14 protein-coding genes are annotated in these 15,686 nt (G+C 70.0%); 6 read left to right on the forward strand and 8 right to left on the reverse strand.

Translation table 11 applies throughout. The annotated features are described in order from the left end of the window. Positions 1–20 precede the first annotated feature (20 nt). From ACY34M_RS39570 to ACY34M_RS39585, 4 genes are read right to left on the reverse strand one after another with little or no spacing between them, the layout of a single operon-like run. Positions 21–497 carry a (2Fe-2S)-binding protein gene (locus tag ACY34M_RS39570; RefSeq protein ID WP_462723264.1) on the reverse strand — a complete coding sequence of 159 codons (477 nt, stop codon included), beginning with the start codon at positions 495–497 and terminating at the stop codon, positions 21–23. A 31-nt stretch (positions 498–528) separates the two neighbouring features. Continuing rightward, a complete protein-coding gene (locus tag ACY34M_RS39575; protein ID WP_462723263.1) occupies positions 529–2,814 on the reverse strand; it encodes a molybdopterin cofactor-binding domain-containing protein in 2,286 nt (761 codons plus the stop codon). 8 nt (positions 2,815–2,822) lie between these two features. Then, positions 2,823–4,064 carry an oxygenase MpaB family protein gene (locus ACY34M_RS39580; RefSeq protein WP_462723262.1) on the reverse strand — a complete coding sequence of 414 codons (1,242 nt, stop codon included), beginning with the start codon at positions 4,062–4,064 and terminating at the stop codon, positions 2,823–2,825. Between the two features lie 16 nt (positions 4,065–4,080). Next, positions 4,081–5,316 (reverse strand): oxygenase MpaB family protein, encoded by a 1,236-nt coding sequence (locus ACY34M_RS39585; RefSeq protein ID WP_462723261.1) that lies wholly within the window; start codon positions 5,314–5,316, stop codon positions 4,081–4,083. A gap of 174 nt (positions 5,317–5,490) precedes the next feature. Between ACY34M_RS39585 and ACY34M_RS39590 the strand changes: the two genes are divergently transcribed. The 4 genes from ACY34M_RS39590 to ACY34M_RS39605 all read left to right on the forward strand — a co-directional run bounded on the left by ACY34M_RS39590 (position 5,491) and on the right by ACY34M_RS39605 (position 9,901). Next, complete coding sequence (locus tag ACY34M_RS39590; RefSeq protein ID WP_462723260.1) at positions 5,491–6,135, forward strand: TetR/AcrR family transcriptional regulator; 645 nt, start codon at positions 5,491–5,493, stop codon at positions 6,133–6,135. 120 nt (positions 6,136–6,255) lie between these two features. After that, on the forward strand, positions 6,256–8,097 hold the full coding sequence (locus ACY34M_RS39595) for an AMP-dependent synthetase/ligase (RefSeq protein ID WP_462723259.1): 1,842 nt from the start codon (positions 6,256–6,258) through the stop codon (positions 8,095–8,097). A gap of 6 nt (positions 8,098–8,103) precedes the next feature. After that, a complete protein-coding gene (locus tag ACY34M_RS39600; RefSeq protein ID WP_462723258.1) occupies positions 8,104–8,724 on the forward strand; it encodes a TetR/AcrR family transcriptional regulator in 621 nt (206 codons plus the stop codon). 34 nt (positions 8,725–8,758) lie between these two features. Then, entirely contained in the window at positions 8,759–9,901 is a 1,143-nt protein-coding gene (locus ACY34M_RS39605; protein WP_462723257.1) for an acyl-CoA dehydrogenase family protein, read from the forward strand. Positions 9,902–9,918: 17 nt separating this feature from the next. Here ACY34M_RS39605 and ACY34M_RS39610 read toward each other — a convergent pair whose 3' ends face one another. Beyond that, positions 9,919–10,380, reverse strand: a complete 462-nt coding sequence (locus ACY34M_RS39610) for a DUF6194 family protein (RefSeq protein WP_462723328.1) — start codon at positions 10,378–10,380, stop codon at positions 9,919–9,921. Positions 10,381–10,446: 66 nt separating this feature from the next. On the opposite strand from ACY34M_RS39610, the gene ACY34M_RS39615 reads away from it, so the two are divergent. Beyond that, the gene (locus tag ACY34M_RS39615; protein ID WP_462723256.1) at positions 10,447–11,187 is read left to right on the forward strand and encodes a MerR family transcriptional regulator; all 741 of its coding nucleotides are present in this window, start codon (positions 10,447–10,449) and stop codon (positions 11,185–11,187) included. Here the strand turns inward: ACY34M_RS39615 and ACY34M_RS39620 are convergent. The 3 genes from ACY34M_RS39620 to ACY34M_RS39630 all read right to left on the reverse strand — a co-directional run bounded on the left by ACY34M_RS39620 (position 11,168) and on the right by ACY34M_RS39630 (position 15,050). Further along, positions 11,168–11,800, reverse strand: coding sequence for a class I SAM-dependent methyltransferase (locus ACY34M_RS39620; protein ID WP_462723255.1), 633 nt, complete (start codon positions 11,798–11,800; stop codon positions 11,168–11,170). The two genes, ACY34M_RS39615 and ACY34M_RS39620, sit on opposite strands and share 20 nt — an antisense overlap. A 73-nt stretch (positions 11,801–11,873) precedes the next feature. Further along, a complete protein-coding gene (locus tag ACY34M_RS39625; RefSeq protein WP_462723254.1) occupies positions 11,874–13,142 on the reverse strand; it encodes an MFS transporter in 1,269 nt (422 codons plus the stop codon). 279 nt (positions 13,143–13,421) lie between these two features. Next, positions 13,422–15,050 carry a sulfite oxidase gene (locus tag ACY34M_RS39630; RefSeq protein ID WP_462723253.1) on the reverse strand — a complete coding sequence of 543 codons (1,629 nt, stop codon included), beginning with the start codon at positions 15,048–15,050 and terminating at the stop codon, positions 13,422–13,424. A 164-nt stretch (positions 15,051–15,214) separates the two neighbouring features. Between ACY34M_RS39630 and ACY34M_RS39635 the strand changes: the two genes are divergently transcribed. Continuing rightward, a partial coding sequence (locus tag ACY34M_RS39635; protein ID WP_462723252.1) for a fasciclin domain-containing protein occupies positions 15,215–15,686 on the forward strand: 472 nt, incomplete at its 3' end.

The raw sequence follows: 15,686 nt of genomic DNA on the forward strand, positions 1-15,686 counted from the left end.
CGGCCGCCCACCGAGGGGCGTCACATACCCTTCGCCCCCTCCTTCACCGCCTCCCGGATCCGGAAGTACGTGCCGCAGCGGCACACGTTCCGGATGCCGTCGAGGTCGGCGTCGGTGATGGCGCGGCCCTCCTCCTTGGCACGGCGGACCACCGCGACCGCGGCCATGATCTGGCCGGGCTGGCAGTAGCCGCACTGGGCCACGTCCTGGTCGAGCCAGGCCTGCTGCATCGGATGCAGGTCGGCGTCGACGGTGTCGGCGAGGCCCTCGATGGTCGTCACCTCGTCGTCGGAGGCCAGCTCCTTGACGGGGATCGCGCAGGGGTTGACGGCCTTGCCGTTGAGGTGGCTCGTACAGGCCTTGCAGACGTTGATTCCGCAGCCGTACTTCGGTCCTGTAACGCCCAGGATGTCGCGCAGCACCCACAGCAGGCGCACGTCGTCCTCTACGTCGACCGTCACCTGCTCGCCGTTGACGCGAAAAGTGTGCTTGGGCACGGGGTTGATGTCTCCCTGGTGGATCGATCGGTCAGATGGCGTGGTCGAGGCCATCGGTCGGCGACTGCGGTACCGGCGGCACGGTCGGCTTGGGGGTGAAGGAGAGGGTGCCGTGGTTGATGGGGAAGGTCGTCGGCATCGTGCCGGTCGCCCTTCCGTACGCGCACGCCACGGCGGCCATGGACGCCGCGACCCCCAACTCGCCCGCCCCGCCGGGCTTCTCGCTCGTGTTCGGCATGACGATGATGTCGAGTTCGGGCGGCGTGTTCCACTGGCGGGTGTAGAAGTAGTTGTCCCAGCTCGCCTCGAGGAAGTGGCCGTCCTTCAGGTGCAGGCTCGACGTCAGGGTCTGCGCGATGCCGTCCATGAGGCAGCCCATCATCTGGGCTTCGAGGCCACGGGGGTTGACCGTGAGGCCCACGTCGACCGCGCTCACCGCCTTGGTGACACGCGGGCCCGCGACACCGTCGCGGATCGGCCTGTCGACCGTCTCCGGGCGGCAGTCGATCTCGACGAGGACCGCGTTGACCGCGTGGTACTCGGTGTGCACGGCCACGCCCTGCGCCACACCCTCGGGCAGGCTCCTCCCCCACTGCCCGACCTCCGCGACCTTGTCGAGGACGGCGCGGGCCCGCTCGTCGTGCAGGAAGTCGCGGCGGAACGCGAGCGGGTCCTTGCCCAGCTTCTCGGCGAGCCGGTCGACGATGAGCTCGCGGGCGCAGGTCACGTCGGGCGAGTAGACGTTGCGCATGCTGCCCGTGTTGAAGCCCTTGTCCGTCTCGTTGAGAACTCGGCTGTACGCGCCGAACTCGTACGGCATCGACTGGGACAGCTGGAAGAACGTCTCGGAGAAGGCGAGGTCGGCGACCGGCAGCTTCGCGGCCACGGCGGTGAGGGCTTCACCGAAGCCCATGCCGAGGTCGGTGGAGACGCTGGTGTGCCGCTGCTTGTAGCCGAGCACCTTGTCACCGGCGTACGCGACGCGGACGCGGGACGTGGCCATCGGATGGGTGCGGCCCTGGCGTGTGTCGTCGGCGCGGTGCCACATGAGCCGGACGGGCTTGCCCATCTTCTGGGAGACCTCGGCGGCTTCGAGGGCCGCGTCGAAGAACAGCTTGCGGCCGAAGGAGCCGCCGCTCTCGGTGACGTGGACGGTGACGGCGCCGACGGGGAGGCCGAGGCGGGCCGCGATGGTCTGCTGCGCGACGATCGGTGACTTGAGGCCGCCCCAGATCTCCGCCCTGTCGGAACGGACGTCGGCTATCGCGCAGTTGGGTTCCAGCGCGCTGTTGCCGCGGAAGTGGAAGGTGAAGCTCGCCTCCACCGTGCGGCTCAGCGACGGCAGCCCCATGGAGGGTTCGGCCTTCTTCAGTTCGGCCAGCACCGTGTCGTCGGACTTGCCCTCCGCGCTGCCGCCCCGCCAGGACACCTCCAGGGCGCGTACGGCGTCGATGCACTGCCCGAAGGTGCGGGCCCGGACGGCCACACCGGTGGAGACGACCGCGACGTCGGTGACACCGGGCATGGTGCGCACCGTGTCGAGGTTGGCCACCGATTCGACCTTGCCGTTGATGGTGGGCGGGCGGCACACCATCGTGGGCAGGGCGTCCGGCACGGCGAGGTCCATGGCGAACTTCTTGGCGCCGGTGACCGCGTCGCGGGCGTCGACGCGGCCCTGCGCCGTGCCGATGACGGTGAACTGCTCGGCGGACTTGAGCCGGGCCACGGCCTTCTGCGTAGTGGCCGCCGCGGCCTTCTCGGCGAGTTCCCCGATGCCGATGCTCTTGCCGGCGGGGCCCAGAATGACGCCCGCCTTCATCTTCAACTCGTCGACGAGTGAGTCCAGTTCAAGCGCAGCCGCTTCGAGGAGCCGGCCGCGTGCGACGGCGGCCGCCACCCGCACCGGGGTGTAGGTGGCGATCGTCGTGTTGGAGGCACCGGTGAGCTGGTTGAAGAGGAGTTCCGGGCGGGCGTCGGCGAGGGTGACGTGCACCCGGTCGAGCGGGACGTCCAGTTCCTCGGCGATCAGCATCGCCGTCGACGTGGTGATGCCCTGGCCCACTTCCGCGCGGGGCAGGGCGAAGGACACGGTGCCGTCCTTGTTCACCCGGACCGTAATGAGCGCGGAGGTGGGTGCGGCGGCCAGGGTCAGGGCGTCGTTGAGGTCGACGGCCTCGGTGATGTCGAGGGACGGCAGCCCGCCCGCTGCCGCCGCTTCCTTCGTCGCCCCCACCGCGTCCCCCGCCGGGGCGAGTTCGGCGGCGGTCACCAGCGTCGGTGCCGCCAGTACATAGCCGAGAAACTGTCGTCTGCGCATGCTCCCTCTCACTCCGGCCGGTTCGTGTCCGGAAGGTTGATGGCGATCGGCTGCCCCTCGGCCAGGAACAGGAGCACGAACTGACGGATCGCCTCTTCCAATGTCCACATGACCGCGGGCACCCCCGGTACGGGGATGAGTCCTTCGCGGAACGCCACGAGCAGCGGCCAGGCGCCCGCCACGAGCGGTTCCAGGATCGGTTCCTTGGACAGGCCGATCATGTCGCCGACCCGGTCGCCCAGGGTATACCGGGAGAACGCGCTGATCAGGGGCCGGGTGAGGCCCAAGTCCAGTTCGGCCACGATGCCGAGGAGGACCTCGGTCAGTGCCTCGCCCTCCTTGGTGTGCGCGAGGATCGGGTCGAGGACCTGCTTGGACTGGGCGTTGGCCGCGTCCCACGTCTTGGGGATGTACTCGTCGCGGACGCCGAGCATGGCCGCGCTCACCTGCCACACGTGCAGATACGCGTCGGCGTCGGCGGTATTGACGCGCACCCCCCACTCTTTCAGCTTGCGCATGACAAACGTGGCGAGGCTGTGCCAGGTGACGAGGATGTCGGCCTGGCTGATCGGGATCTTCTGCCCGCCGCTGACCTGCGACCACGCCGGGGACTGCGGCAGCAGATGGCGGACCGCCGCGTGCACCATCCGGGTCTTCACCGCCGTCACGATCATCGAGCCCTCGGGCTTGTAGGCGTTCAAGTCCCCGATGTCGTACCCGAGTTTCGCTGTCTTTGCAATGCGGTCCTTCATGTCGGCGCCGCCCTTGGAGTAGTACACGGCGCGTGACTCGCGGGGAATGGCGGTGCTCATGAGGCCGCTGCCGAGGCCGTACAGGGCGCCGACGTAGATGCCCTTGGTCTTGCTGAACTTCGAGCCGCGGTCGAGCTCGGCACGGTCCGCCCAGGCCGGCAGCTTGCGGGCGTCCTCCATGAACGCCTTGAGTTCCTTGGGCAGTCCGTCGGGCAGCGCCTGGTCATTGCGCTTCCACTGCGCGAGCAAGTCGTTGACCTTCGCCACCTCGCCGCGCTCGAAGACTCCCGCGATCACCGGGTCCGCCTGCTCGTCCCACACCCACTCGGGGTCGACGCCCGCGCCGGAGCCGGCGACCGACGCGGTCGGCGACCAGGTCCACAGGGACCGGGCGCTCGCCGGTGACGCCGCACTGATGGCGCCGAACGCGCCGAGCGCGCCGCCCGCCAGGAGCATGTTCCGCCTGCTGAGCCCGTGTTTCCCGTCGCTTGAGTTCATCGCTGTGCCAGCCTCCTCAGTTGGTGCCGGGTCGGTTGGTTTCGGGGAGTTCGATCGCGGCGCCCCTGCCCTTCGTGAGGAAGGCGAGGATGTACTGGCGTGCCGCCTCGTCGACGGTCCAGGCGAGCGGCGGCACCAGGGGCAGTGGCAGCAGGCCCTCGCGGAAGGCGACGAGCTTGGGCCACACGGCGGCGATCGTCTTCTCCCAGAACGGTTCTTCCGGGATGCGGTCCATGTCGGCGACCCGGTCGCCGACGAGATAGCGGGCCAGCGCGTTGCACAGCGGGCGGTCGACGCCGCCGGGGCTGGTCTGCTCCGCGAGCTGCCCGAGCAGGATGTCGGTGAGCTCGACGCCCTCCTTCGTGGAGGCGAGGATGGGGTCGAGTACCTGCTTGGACTGGGCGTTGGCGGCATCCCAGGTCTTCGGGATGTACTGGTCCTGCACACCGAGCATGTGCACGGTGACCTGCCACAGGTGCAGATAGGCCGCGGACTCGGCGGAGGTGACCGGCACCTTCCACTCCAGCAGCTTGCCCATCGCGTACGTGGCGAGGCTGTGCCAGGTGACGAGGATGTCGGCCTGGCTGATCGGGATCTTCTGGCCGCCGCTGACCTGCGACCACGCCGGGGACTTGGGCAGCAGATGGCGGACCGCCGCGTGCACCATGCGGGTCTTGACGGCCTGCACGACGCAGTCGCCGTCGGCGCGGTACGCGTTGAGGTCGCCGACGGAGAAGCCGAGGATGCTCGTCTTGGCGACGCGGTCCTCCATGTCGGCGCCGCCCTTGGAGTAGTACACGGCGCGGGCCTCGCGCGGGATGGCGGTGCTGAGCATGCCGCCGCCGATTCCGTTGAGGACGTTCAGGTAGAAGCCACGTGTCTTGTTGAACTTGGCCGCGGTCTCCAGCTTGTCCCGGTCGGCCCAGGAGGGCAGCTGCCGCGCCCGGTCCATGAACTCTCTTACGTCCTGCGGAAGTCCGGCCGGCAGCGCCTGGTCGTTGCGGGTCCAGGTCCGCAACTGCTCGTTCACCTTCGCCACGTCGCCGCGGTCGACGACCGAGGCGATGAGCCGGTCCACCTCGTCGTCCCACACCCACTCGGGGTCGACCCCCTCGCCCGCGCCGGCGACGGAGTCGCCCGGCGACCAGGTCCACAGGGAGCGGGCGCTCGCCGGGGACGCCGCGCCCAGCATCCCCAGCGCGCCGAGGGCGCCGCCCGCGAGCAACATGTTCCGCCTGCTCAAGCCATCCATTGCTCCGAACTCCTCCTTGAGTTCCGTCACGTGCTCGTCCATCAACAAGCCCTGCTCGTCCGGCAGTTGCTTTGGTACGATGAAACACGTTGAGCATCTCTGTATCAGCTGTATGACAGGGGAGCACAGACGAGGCATGAACGCCAGAGGCTTCACGCAATCAGGGAGGCACCTGTGGAACCGAACGTGCTCGAGCTGGCCTTCAGCGACTCGACCGCCGATGCCGACGCGACCGATGACACCGACGAGGTGACGGTCCGTCTGCTCGACGCCGCCTACGAGCAGTTCTGCCGCATGGGCATCAAGCGCTCGACGATGGCCGACGTGGCACGGATCGCGGGGGTCTCCCGGATCACCGTCTACCGCCGGTTCGCCACGAAGGAGGCGCTGGTCGAGCAGGTCGTACGGCGGGAATTCCGGCGCTACTTCGAACAGTTCACGACGGAGATCAGGGGCGCCGACACGGTCGCGGACCGGGTCGTCGTGGGGTTCGTCAGCTCGCTGCGCGCCATCCGGCACAACCGGCTCATCGGCGGCCTCATGGAGATCGAGCCCGACACCGTGGTGCCGTCGATGACCGCCGACGGGGGCCGCACCCAGCACGTGGTGCAGCAGTTCGTCGCCGCGCGGCTGCGCCAGGAGCAGCGGGCGGGCCAGGTCGCCGCCGAGGTCGACGTGGACGTGGTGGCCGAAATGATGGTCCGGGTCTGCACATCGTTCCTGGTCGTGCCGAGTCATGTCATCGATCTGGACGACGACGAGCGGATGCGGGAGGTGGCACGGCAGTTCCTGGTGCCGATGCTGGGCCCGCCCGCATAGTTCCCCGATACGTCGACGCGACTTATTGACACGGCGCCAATAACGGGCCACGGTGGGCACCGCTCACGCACAGTCCGCCCTACCCCGCACGTTCCACGTCGTACGTTCTCGGGAGCCGCCGTGACGCCACCAGAGCCGCTGCACCAGTCCGTTGACGGACTGACCATCACCCAGCTATTGCGCCGCAACGCCCAGGAGTTCGGCGATCTGCCCGCCCTCACCACCGGCATCGGACCGGACGCGGGCACCCTGGCCTGGACCCAACTGCGCGCCGAGGTCGCCGCGCTGACCCGCGGCCTCGCCCAGCTCGGCCTGAAGGGGGGCGAGCGCCTCCTGATCGCGATGTCGAAGCGGGCCGAGCACTGGGTCACCGACCTGGCCGCCGCCCACATCGGCGCGCTGCCCTGCAGCACGTACGACACCCTGAGCACCGAGCAGATCGGTGTCATCGCCCGCCACAGCGCGGCGACGGTCCTCGTTCTGGAGGGCGAGGAGCAGGTGCGGCGCTGGACGCCCGTCCTCGACGACCTGCCGCAACTGCGGGCCGTCGTCCTCCTCGACTGGTCGGCCGCACCCGCCGACGACCCGCGATTCGTCAGCTACGCGGCCGTGCGCAACGCGCTGCCACCCGACGAAGCGGCCTTCGAAGCACTCACCGACGCCGTGACCACGGACCAGCCGCTCGCCCTCGTCTACACCTCGGGCACGACCGGCGACCCCAAGGGTGTGGTGCTCTCGCACCGCAATGTCATCCACGAGTCCGTCATGCAGGAGCAGTTGGTGCCGCTGCCGCCGCACCCGCGCTCGGTGGCGTATCTGCCGATGGCGCACATCGCGGAGCGGGTCCTCGGTATCTACATGCCGATCTGCAGCGCGGGGCACGTCACCATCTGCCCCTCCCCCGACCAGCTGCTGCCCGCGCTGCAACAGGTGCGTCCGCACGGCTTCTTCGGTGTGCCCCGCGTGTGGGAGAAGCTCGCCACCGGTCTGCGCGCCCAGCTCGCGGCGCTGCCCGAGGCGCAGGCGACGGCCCTGGCGCAGGCCCAGAAGACGGCGCTGGAAGTCTTCCGACTGCGCTCGGACGACAAGGGCGTACCCCCCGACCTCGCCGACCAGCTCCAGCAGTTGGACGAGCGCGCGCTGCGCCCGCTGCGCGCGGCGATCGGTTTCGACGACTGCCTGCGCGCGTTCAGCGGCGCCGCACCGATCCCGACCGCCGTCCTGGAGTTCCTGGCGAGTGTGGGACTGCCCGTGTACGAGGTGTGGGGCCTGAGCGAGACCACGGGCGCGGCCACGGTCAGCACGCCCGACGTGTTCGCCCTCGGCTCGGTCGGCCGCCCCGGCCCCGGCATCGAGGTCAAGGAGGCCGAGGACGGCGAGCTGTTCGTGCGCGGCCCGGTCGTCTTCGCGGGCTATCTGCGCGCGGACGGCGGCATCGACCCCGGCACGGACGCCGACGGCTGGCTGCCGACCGGCGACGTCGGCACGGTCGACTCCCGCGGCATCGTCACCGTCACGGACCGCAAGAAGGAAATCATCATCACCGCCGGCGGCAAGAACATCGCCCCGACGAAGATCGAGTCGCTGCTGCGCGCCCACCCGCTGGTCGGCCAGGCCGTCGCGATCGGCGACCGGCGCCGCTATGTCACGGCGCTGCTCGTCCTCGACGAGGAGGCGGCCCCGCACTGGGCCCGGGCGGCCGGTCTCACGACGACGGACCTCGCCGAGCTCGCCGTGCAGCCACAGGTGCTTGCGGCCGTCGACACCGCTGTCGAGGAGGCCAACGCGGTGCTCTCGCGGGTGGAACAGGTCAAGCGGTACCGGGTCGTCGCCGGGCCGTGGACGGCCGAGACCGGCGAACTGACCCCCAAGTTGAGCCTGCGCCGCCGGGCCATCGACGACCTGCACGCGGAGACGATCGAGTCGATGTACGAGTCGGCGGACCCCGCGAACAAGGAGTAGCCGCACATGCCAGCCCAGTCCCGGGCCACCCGGCGGCGCCGCATGGAGCCCGACGAGCGCCGCGCCGAGATCCTCGCCGTCGCCCGCAGGAGATTCGGCTCCACCGGCTACGCCTCGGTGTCGATCTCGGACATCGCGGCCGAGGCCGGCGTGGCCCGGGCCCTGGTCAACCACTACTTCGGCGACAAACGGCAGCTGTACCTGGAAGTGGTGCGGCAGATGATGGTCATCCCGGCCTCCGTGTCCGAGCGGCTGCCGCGGACCACGGCCGAGGAACGGCTCGCCGTCTGCGTCGACCGCTGGCTCGAGGTCGTCGAGCGGAACCGGGACATGTGGCTCGCGGCCATCGGCATGGAATCGCTCGGCGACCCGGAGGTCGACCGGATCATGCTGGAGGCCGACGAGATCGCCACCGACCGGATCCTCGAGGCCGCCATGATGTCGGACGTCACCGAGGGCCGCGACAAGCTCCGCGCGATGATCCGCGCCCACAGCGCCATGCTCAAGTCCGCGTCCCGCGAGTGGCTGGAGCGCGGCACACTCACCCGCGACGACCTCCACGTGATGCTCACCCGCACGGTGTCCCACCTGCTGCACACGGTCTTCCCCGCCGTGCACGCCGGCTGAGCGCACCCGCCTCCCCCAAGTCAAGGAGACCGCCATGCCTCAACAACTCACCGATGAGCGCCGCGACTTCGTCAAGGCCGTCACCGACTTCTGCACCCGCGAGTGCGGCACCAAGGAGCAGCGCGACAAGCTGACCGCCAACGGCACGGACCACCACAACCAGCAGCTCTACGAGAAGATGGCCCGGCTCGGCTGGCTCGGCATCGCCCTGCCGGAGGAGTACGGGGGCGCGGGCCAGGGCATGGTGGACCTCTGCCTGTTCCTCCAGCACACATCGTACGGGCGGGCGCCCATCAGCGGCTTCGCGACGACGATCATCACCGCGGCGGCGTACGAGAAGTTCGGCACCGAGGAGCAGAAGCGGACCGTCATCGAAGGGGTGGTGAACGGCCGGATCGAGGCGATCTCGATGTCCGAGCCGGGCGCGGGCTCCGACGTCGGGGCGCTGACCTGCCGCGCGGAGCGCACCGCGGGCGGCTATCTGATCAACGGTCAGAAGACGTGGTGCTCGAACGCCCACTTCGCCGACCACATCCTTCTGATCGCCCGCACGGAGCAGGGTGGATCGAAGCACGAGGGTCTCACCCAGTTCATGGTGCCGGCGGACGCCGAGGGGCTGACCATCAGGGGCATCGACACGATGGGCGGCAAGGAGGTCAACGACCTCTACTTCACGAACTGTTTCGTCCCGGACTCGGCTGTCGTGGGCACCCCGGGACAGGCCTGGAAGCAGCTGATGGCGGGCCTGAACCTGGAGCGGATGATCCTCGCCGCGAACATGCTGGGCGTGGCGCGCCGCGCCTTCGACGACACCTTGGCCTATGTGCGCGAGCGCGAGCAGTTCGGCCGCCCCATCGGCTCCTTCCAGGCACTCAAGCACCGCATCGCGGACATGGCCACGGAACTGGAGTGCGCCCAGCTCCTCCTGGACGACGTGGCTGCCAGGATCGACGCCGAGCCGGACCGGGTGTTCGCCCGCGAGGCATCGATGGCGAAGCTCAAGTGCACGGAGCTGGCCAAGCACGTCACCCTGGAAGGCATGCAGATGCTGGGTGGCTACGGCTACGCCACCGAGTACGGCATGGAGGCCCTGCTGCGCGCGACGGTCGTGTCCACGGTGTACGGCGGCACGAGCGAGATCCAGCGGGACATCATCGGCAAGACGTACGGCCTGTAGCTCCCCTCTCCCTTCTGTCACACGCCCTGACGCCGCTCGAAACGGTCCCGTGCGGCGTCGTGCGCGGCGCGCAGCAGCCGCAGGACCGTGTCGTACGTCCGCTCCCCCGGGTTCACGACGCAGACCCAGCCCCCGGCGGCGTACACGGGGTGGGGCAGCACGGTGTCGACGGCCGCGCAGTCGTGCGTGGCGGTGTCGATGTCACGGGGTGACTCTCCGGTGAGGTGCCGGAAGGTGGCCCGGTCCACCTGGATGTTGACGCGCAGGCGGCCGGGCGCGTCGAGGTCCGACCGGGTGTCTCCGGGGTAGTTCTTGGTGACGATCGTCCCGTACGGCTGCACGGTGTGCGGGACCTCGCCGTCGGGGGCGTAGTAGAAGAAGGCGTCGCCCCATGCGAGCTCCGGGAAGGCGCCACCGGGCTCCGGGGCGAGGACGAGCGCGCCGTCGAAGGCGCGCACGGTCGTGATGATCTGTTCCATACTCGTGTCGGCACTCATGGTTCAAGCATCTGCTTGAAGTGCTTATGTGGGGTTGAGGTGGGACAGGTGGCCGGAGAGGCCGCGCTCAGGACGGTCGATGTCGCCAGGGAGTCGGGCTACTCGGTGCAGCAGGTGCGCGATCTGGAGCGGCTCGGGGTCATCCCCGGGGCCGCCCGGTCGGGCAACGGCTACCGCGCCTACGCTCCCCTGCACGTACGGGCGCTGCACGCCTACCGGGGCCTGGCCGCGGCCACCGGGCCGGTGGCGGCCCGGAAGCTGATGGCCGAGCTGTGGACGCAGACGCTCACGGAGGCGGCCGCGGCGGTCAACGCCGTGCACGTGGCCTTGGCGCACGAGCGCGAAGAGGTGCTGCGCGCGCAGCGGGCGTTGTGGTCGATCGGCGCTGAGGACACCCTCCAGACGGCCACCGGCGGCGACGACTTCATGACCATCACCGAACTGGCCGCCGCGCTCGGCGTCCGCACGTCGACGTTGCGCTTCTGGGAACGGGAGGGCCTGGTCACACCGGAGCGCGTGACATCGCTGCGGGCGCGCCGCTACGACCGTGCGGCGGTCGGTGCGGCCAGGATCGTCACGGCTCTGCGGGGCGGCGGGTACGGCATCCCCGCGGTGCGGGAGATCATCGACTCGCTGCGGGAGGCCGGCAGCCCGGAGCGGATCGGTCGCATCCTCGAGGAGCGCCTGGACCGGATCGCGGCGCGCTCCGTGGCGCTCCTGCGCGCGGGCGCGGAGCTGGCCGCGGTCGTCGAGGCCGCGCCCACCCTGATCACTCCGGCCCGGTCTTGACCGCGACGAGCCGTTCGATCACGCCGAAGCTGTAGCGCTCGCGCTCGACGACCTCGAAACCGGCGTCGCGCACGAGGTGCAGTGGCCGCCGCAGTTGATGGTCGTCGGCGAGTTTGAGCATCAGAGGCTCAAGAGCCCGCTGCACCGTCCGCACCGCGAATCTGTGGCTGACGACATGGTCGAGCAGGAGGAGCGTGCCGCCCGGTGCGAGTACGCGGTGCATCTCCGCGACGGCGGCGCGGTCGTCGGGGATGCAGCACAGCGCCAGGGCGCAGACGACCGTGTCGAAAGAGCCGTCGGGGAACGGGAGCCCGGTGGCGGACGCCTCTTCGAGGGTGGCGCCGATGCCGAGCTCGGCGGCCCGCACACGGGCGCGGGCGAGCATGTCCGGGGAGAGGTCGACCCCGGTCAGGTCGGTGCCCTTGGGATAGTGCGGCAGGTTCAGGCCGGTGCCGACGGCGACTTCGAGGACCCGGCCCCCGGCCCGCGCGCACAGCCGGGCGCGTCCGCCGCGCAGCACGTACCGGTCGAAGCGGCGCATCCAGCCGTCGTAGTGGGGCGCGTCGCGGGCCCAGATCCTCCGGGTACGCAGGTCCTGATCGCGAGTGGTCACGGCGGCCTCCCCTTCGGCGCGGTCGTCCGGGTCCAGCATGCGACCCGGCCGCGCCGAAGGCGAGCACCCGCTCTCAGTCCAGCCGGGCGCCCTTGCGCTCCGGGATGACGAACATGGCGAGGATGTCGGCGACGTAGATCGCGGAGAGCAGCCCGATGGCGACGGCGAAGCCCCACCGGTCCGCGCACAGCGCCACGACGACGGGCGCGAAGCCGCCTACCGCGCGGCCGATGTTGAACAGGGTGTTCTGGGCGGTGGCCCGCACCTGCGTCGGATACAGCTCGGCCATCAGCGCCCCGTAGCCGCCGGTCATGCCGTTGGCGAAGAGGCCCATGACCGCGCCGCCGACGAGCAGGGCCCACGGCGAGACGAGCTGGCTGTAGGCGAGGACGGAGACGGCGGCGCCCACCTGGAAGACCCAGAACGCCCTGCGGCGCCCGAGCCGGTCGGCGAGCTCGCCGAAGAGGAGAATGCCCACCGCCATGCCGACGACGGTGACGGCGGTCCAGCCCGAGGACTTGGTGAGGCTGTAGCCGAACCGTTCGCTCAGGTAGGTCGGCAGCCAGGTCATGATCCCGTAGTAGCCGAAGTTCTGGACCGAGGTGAGGACCAGGACGCCGAGGCTGGCGCGGGCCGTGGGGCCGTCCTTCACCAGCAGCTTCAGGGAGGCGAGCGTCGAGAGGCCGGTGCCCTCGCTGCGGGTGCGCGTGAAGTGCTCGGGCTCGTGCAGCCGGGAGCGCAGCGCGACGGCGACGACAGCGGGCACCGCGCCGATGAGGAACAGTCCCTGCCAGCCCCAGGCGGCGAGCACCGGCGCCGAGACCAGCGCGGCGGCCAGCACACCCGCCTGGAAGCCGAGCGCGACGAGCGACGTGGCACGCGCCCGCTTCTTGCTGGGCCACGCCTCGGCGGCGAGCGTCATACCGATGCCGAACTCGCCACCGATGCCGACCCCGGCCAGGAACCGGAACGCGGACAGCTCCCCGTACGAGGTCGCGAGCGCCGAGAGGCCGGTGAAGACGGCGAAGAAGATCACCGAGTACGTGAGGACCTTCACCCGCCCGATCCGGTCGGCGAGCATCCCGAAACCGAGCCCGCCGACGACCGCGCCGATGAGCGTGATGGTGGCGAGGGAGCCGCCCTGCGCCTTGTCCAGGCCCAGGTCGGCGGAGATGGCCGAGAGGGCGAAGCTCAGGATCAGCAGGTCGAAGCCGTCCATCGCGTACCCGAGGGAGGAGGCGAACACGGCCTTCTTCGCGTAGCGACTGGGCTTGTCACCACCGTCCGGGCCGGTCGCGCGAGGGGCGCTCGGGGGCGCGGCCGTCTCATCCAGTTGTGTCATGTGGCTTGGTTCCGTCGTTCCGTCGCGCGAGGTGGGCAGGCGCCGGCTCGGGCGTCCTGCCCCACCCCGCTCATGCCGACGTCCGGACACGGCGCGACCGGTAATGAACGGCCGCGGCATCCGGAGAACGGAAGAGAAGATGGTGGCGTCGACGGTCTCCACTGGGACCGTGCTCGCACCGGCAGGGTGCGAGTCTTGCACATGTGTTCCCGCGTCGTGCACGCGGGACCTGTTGTCCGTGCGTGCACGACGACCGAGTTGGCGGCGGTGAACCTCCGCTCAGCCGTCGACGGTGACGACGACGGAGTGCCAACCGGAGGCGCCGTCGGGGATGGTCGGAGTGCGTTTCTCGGTCTGGGTGGTGCCGGTGCGGTCGGTGGCGCGGACGGTGAGGGTGTGGGAGCCCTTGGTGGCCTGCCACTCGTAGGACCACTGGCGCCAGGTGTCGCGGGTGTCCTCGGCGGCGAGCCGGGCCTCCTGCCACTGACCGTCGTCGACGCGTACTTCGACCTTGTCGATGCCGCGGTGCTGGGCCCAGGCGACGCCGGCGACCATCACGGTGCCGGCCTTCGGGCGGGCGAAGGGCTTGGGAGTGTCGATGCGGGACTGGGTCTTGATGGGGGCCCGTTGGGCCCAGTCGCGCTTGACCCAGTAGGGGTCGTAGGCGTCGAAGGTGGTCAGTTCGATGTCCTTGATCCATTTGCAGGCGGAGACGTAGCCGTAGAGGCCGGGGACGAGCATGCGGACGGGGAAGCCGTGTTCGAAGGGCAGGGGTTGGCCGTTCATGCCGACGGCGAGCATCGCGTCCCGGCCGTCCAGCACGTCCTCGACCGGGCTGCCGATGGTCATGCCGTCGACCGAGCGAGCCACCAGCTGGTCGGCGGGGCCGCCCTTCGACGGGGGCTTCACGCCGCACTGCTTCAACAGGTCGGCCAGGCGGACGCCGATCCAGCGGGCGTTGCCGACGTAGGACCCGCCAACCTCGTTGGACACGCAGGTCAGGGTGACGGTCCGCTCGATCAGCGGCATCATCAGCAGATCGGTGTAGGTCAGCGTCAGTTCGCGGTCGACACCCTTGCCGTGGATGCGGAGCTTCCAGGTGGTGGCATCGACCTTGGGCACCACGAGCGCGGTGTCGACGCGGTAGAAGTCGGCGTTCGGTGTCACGTACGGGCTGATGCCGTTGATGCGCAGCGCTGCGCCGCGCGGCGTGGGGGCGGCCTTGGACGCCGGTGCGGGGAGCACCACCTCCTTGCGGGAGGCGACGGCGTTCTGGGACCCGGAGCCGTTCAGGGCCCGGCCGGCCAGCCCGGCTCCGGTGGAGGCGGCTGCCGCCGCCGTGGCGGCGAGAATGAACCGGCGGCGGTCCCAGCCCGGTTCGCCGTCCTCCGATGCCGCAGGTCCCTTGTCGAGGAGTCCGGTCAGCCAGTACAGAAGTGCGGCGCCGACGACGGCCCCGCACACGGAGGGCAGAGCGTCGGTCGGGCTCGTCGAATCGGGGCGGCCGGCCGCGGCGAGTGCGCCCACGGCGCCGAAGATCAGCACGCCGAGCGAGCCGACAAGACGCCACCGGGTCGCGAGCATGCCCAGAGCCAGGGCAAGGAGCGACAGCACGACCAGGATCCCGAGCTGGAGCACCAGCTTGTCATTGGTGCCGAACTGGCGGATCGCCCAGTCCTTCACGGCAGGCGGGGTGCGGTCGATGGCCGCCCCGCCGACCGCGACGACCGGCCCCGACTCGGGCCGCACCGCCGCGGAGACGAGTTCCGCCAGCGCGACGGCCGCGTACCCGGCGAGCAGTCCGCTCAGCGCGCCGAGGGACAGCCGTTTGGGGCCGCGGGGCCGGTGCCGTTTCACGTCGTCGTCCGTGGAGGCCGAGTCGGCCGTGTCGTCGAAGTCGTCGTCCATGTCGGGGAATACGTCCTCGCCGCGGATGCGGATTGGTCACTGCCGCCAATTGCGCCTGTTCCTTCACTCGTTCGTGGAAGCGACCAATCCGCCCGAGCGGCAGGGCCGGATTACCGGCGATGAGAGCACCTGGCTCTCACGGATCCGATCGTTGAGGGATTTCCATGCAGACTCGCGTCCGTCGTGTCGCCGTCACCGTCGCTGCTGCCGCCATGCTTCCGCTGGCACTGAGCGCCTGCTCCGACAGTGGCTCCAAGGACTCCGCGTCCGACAGCAGTTCCGCCTCCGCGTCGAAGTCGAAGGGGAGCGACGAGGCCACTGCGTCGGACGACGCGGCGACGATGAGCAAGCCGTTCGGTTCGGCCTGTTCGTCGGTGCCCAAGGACGGCAAGGGTTCCTTCGACGGCATGGCCAAGGACCCGGTCGCCACCGCCGCGTCGAACAACCCGGCCCTTTCCACCCTCGTCACCGCGGTGAAGAAGGCGGGCCTGGTCGACACGCTCAACAACGCCAAGAACATCACGGTCTTCGCGCCGACCAACGACGCCTTCGCCAAGATCCCGAAGGCGGACCTGGACAAGGTGCTGGCCGACAAGGCGCAGCTCACGAAGATCCTCACCTACCACGTCGTCGGCA

The organism is Streptomyces sp. EDA2-14, assembly GCF_054963755.1.

Excerpts from the sequence above, each read along its gene's own strand:
- ACY34M_RS39575 (WP_462723263.1), bottom strand. The coding sequence starts at position 2,814 with ATGCGCAGACGACAGTTTCTCGGCTATGTACTGGCGGCACCGACGCTG.
- ACY34M_RS39580 (WP_462723262.1), bottom strand. The coding sequence starts at position 4,064 with ATGAACTCAAGCGACGGGAAACACGGGCTCAGCAGGCGGAACATGCTC.
- ACY34M_RS39585 (WP_462723261.1), bottom strand. The coding sequence starts at position 5,316 with ATGGATGGCTTGAGCAGGCGGAACATGTTGCTCGCGGGCGGCGCCCTC.
- ACY34M_RS39600 (WP_462723258.1), top strand. The coding sequence starts at position 8,104 with ATGCCAGCCCAGTCCCGGGCCACCCGGCGGCGCCGCATGGAGCCCGAC.
- ACY34M_RS39605 (WP_462723257.1), top strand. The coding sequence starts at position 8,759 with ATGCCTCAACAACTCACCGATGAGCGCCGCGACTTCGTCAAGGCCGTC.
- ACY34M_RS39610 (WP_462723328.1), bottom strand. The coding sequence starts at position 10,380 with ATGGAACAGATCATCACGACCGTGCGCGCCTTCGACGGCGCGCTCGTC.
- ACY34M_RS39625 (WP_462723254.1), bottom strand. The coding sequence starts at position 13,142 with ATGACACAACTGGATGAGACGGCCGCGCCCCCGAGCGCCCCTCGCGCG.
- ACY34M_RS39630 (WP_462723253.1), bottom strand. The coding sequence starts at position 15,050 with ATGGACGACGACTTCGACGACACGGCCGACTCGGCCTCCACGGACGAC.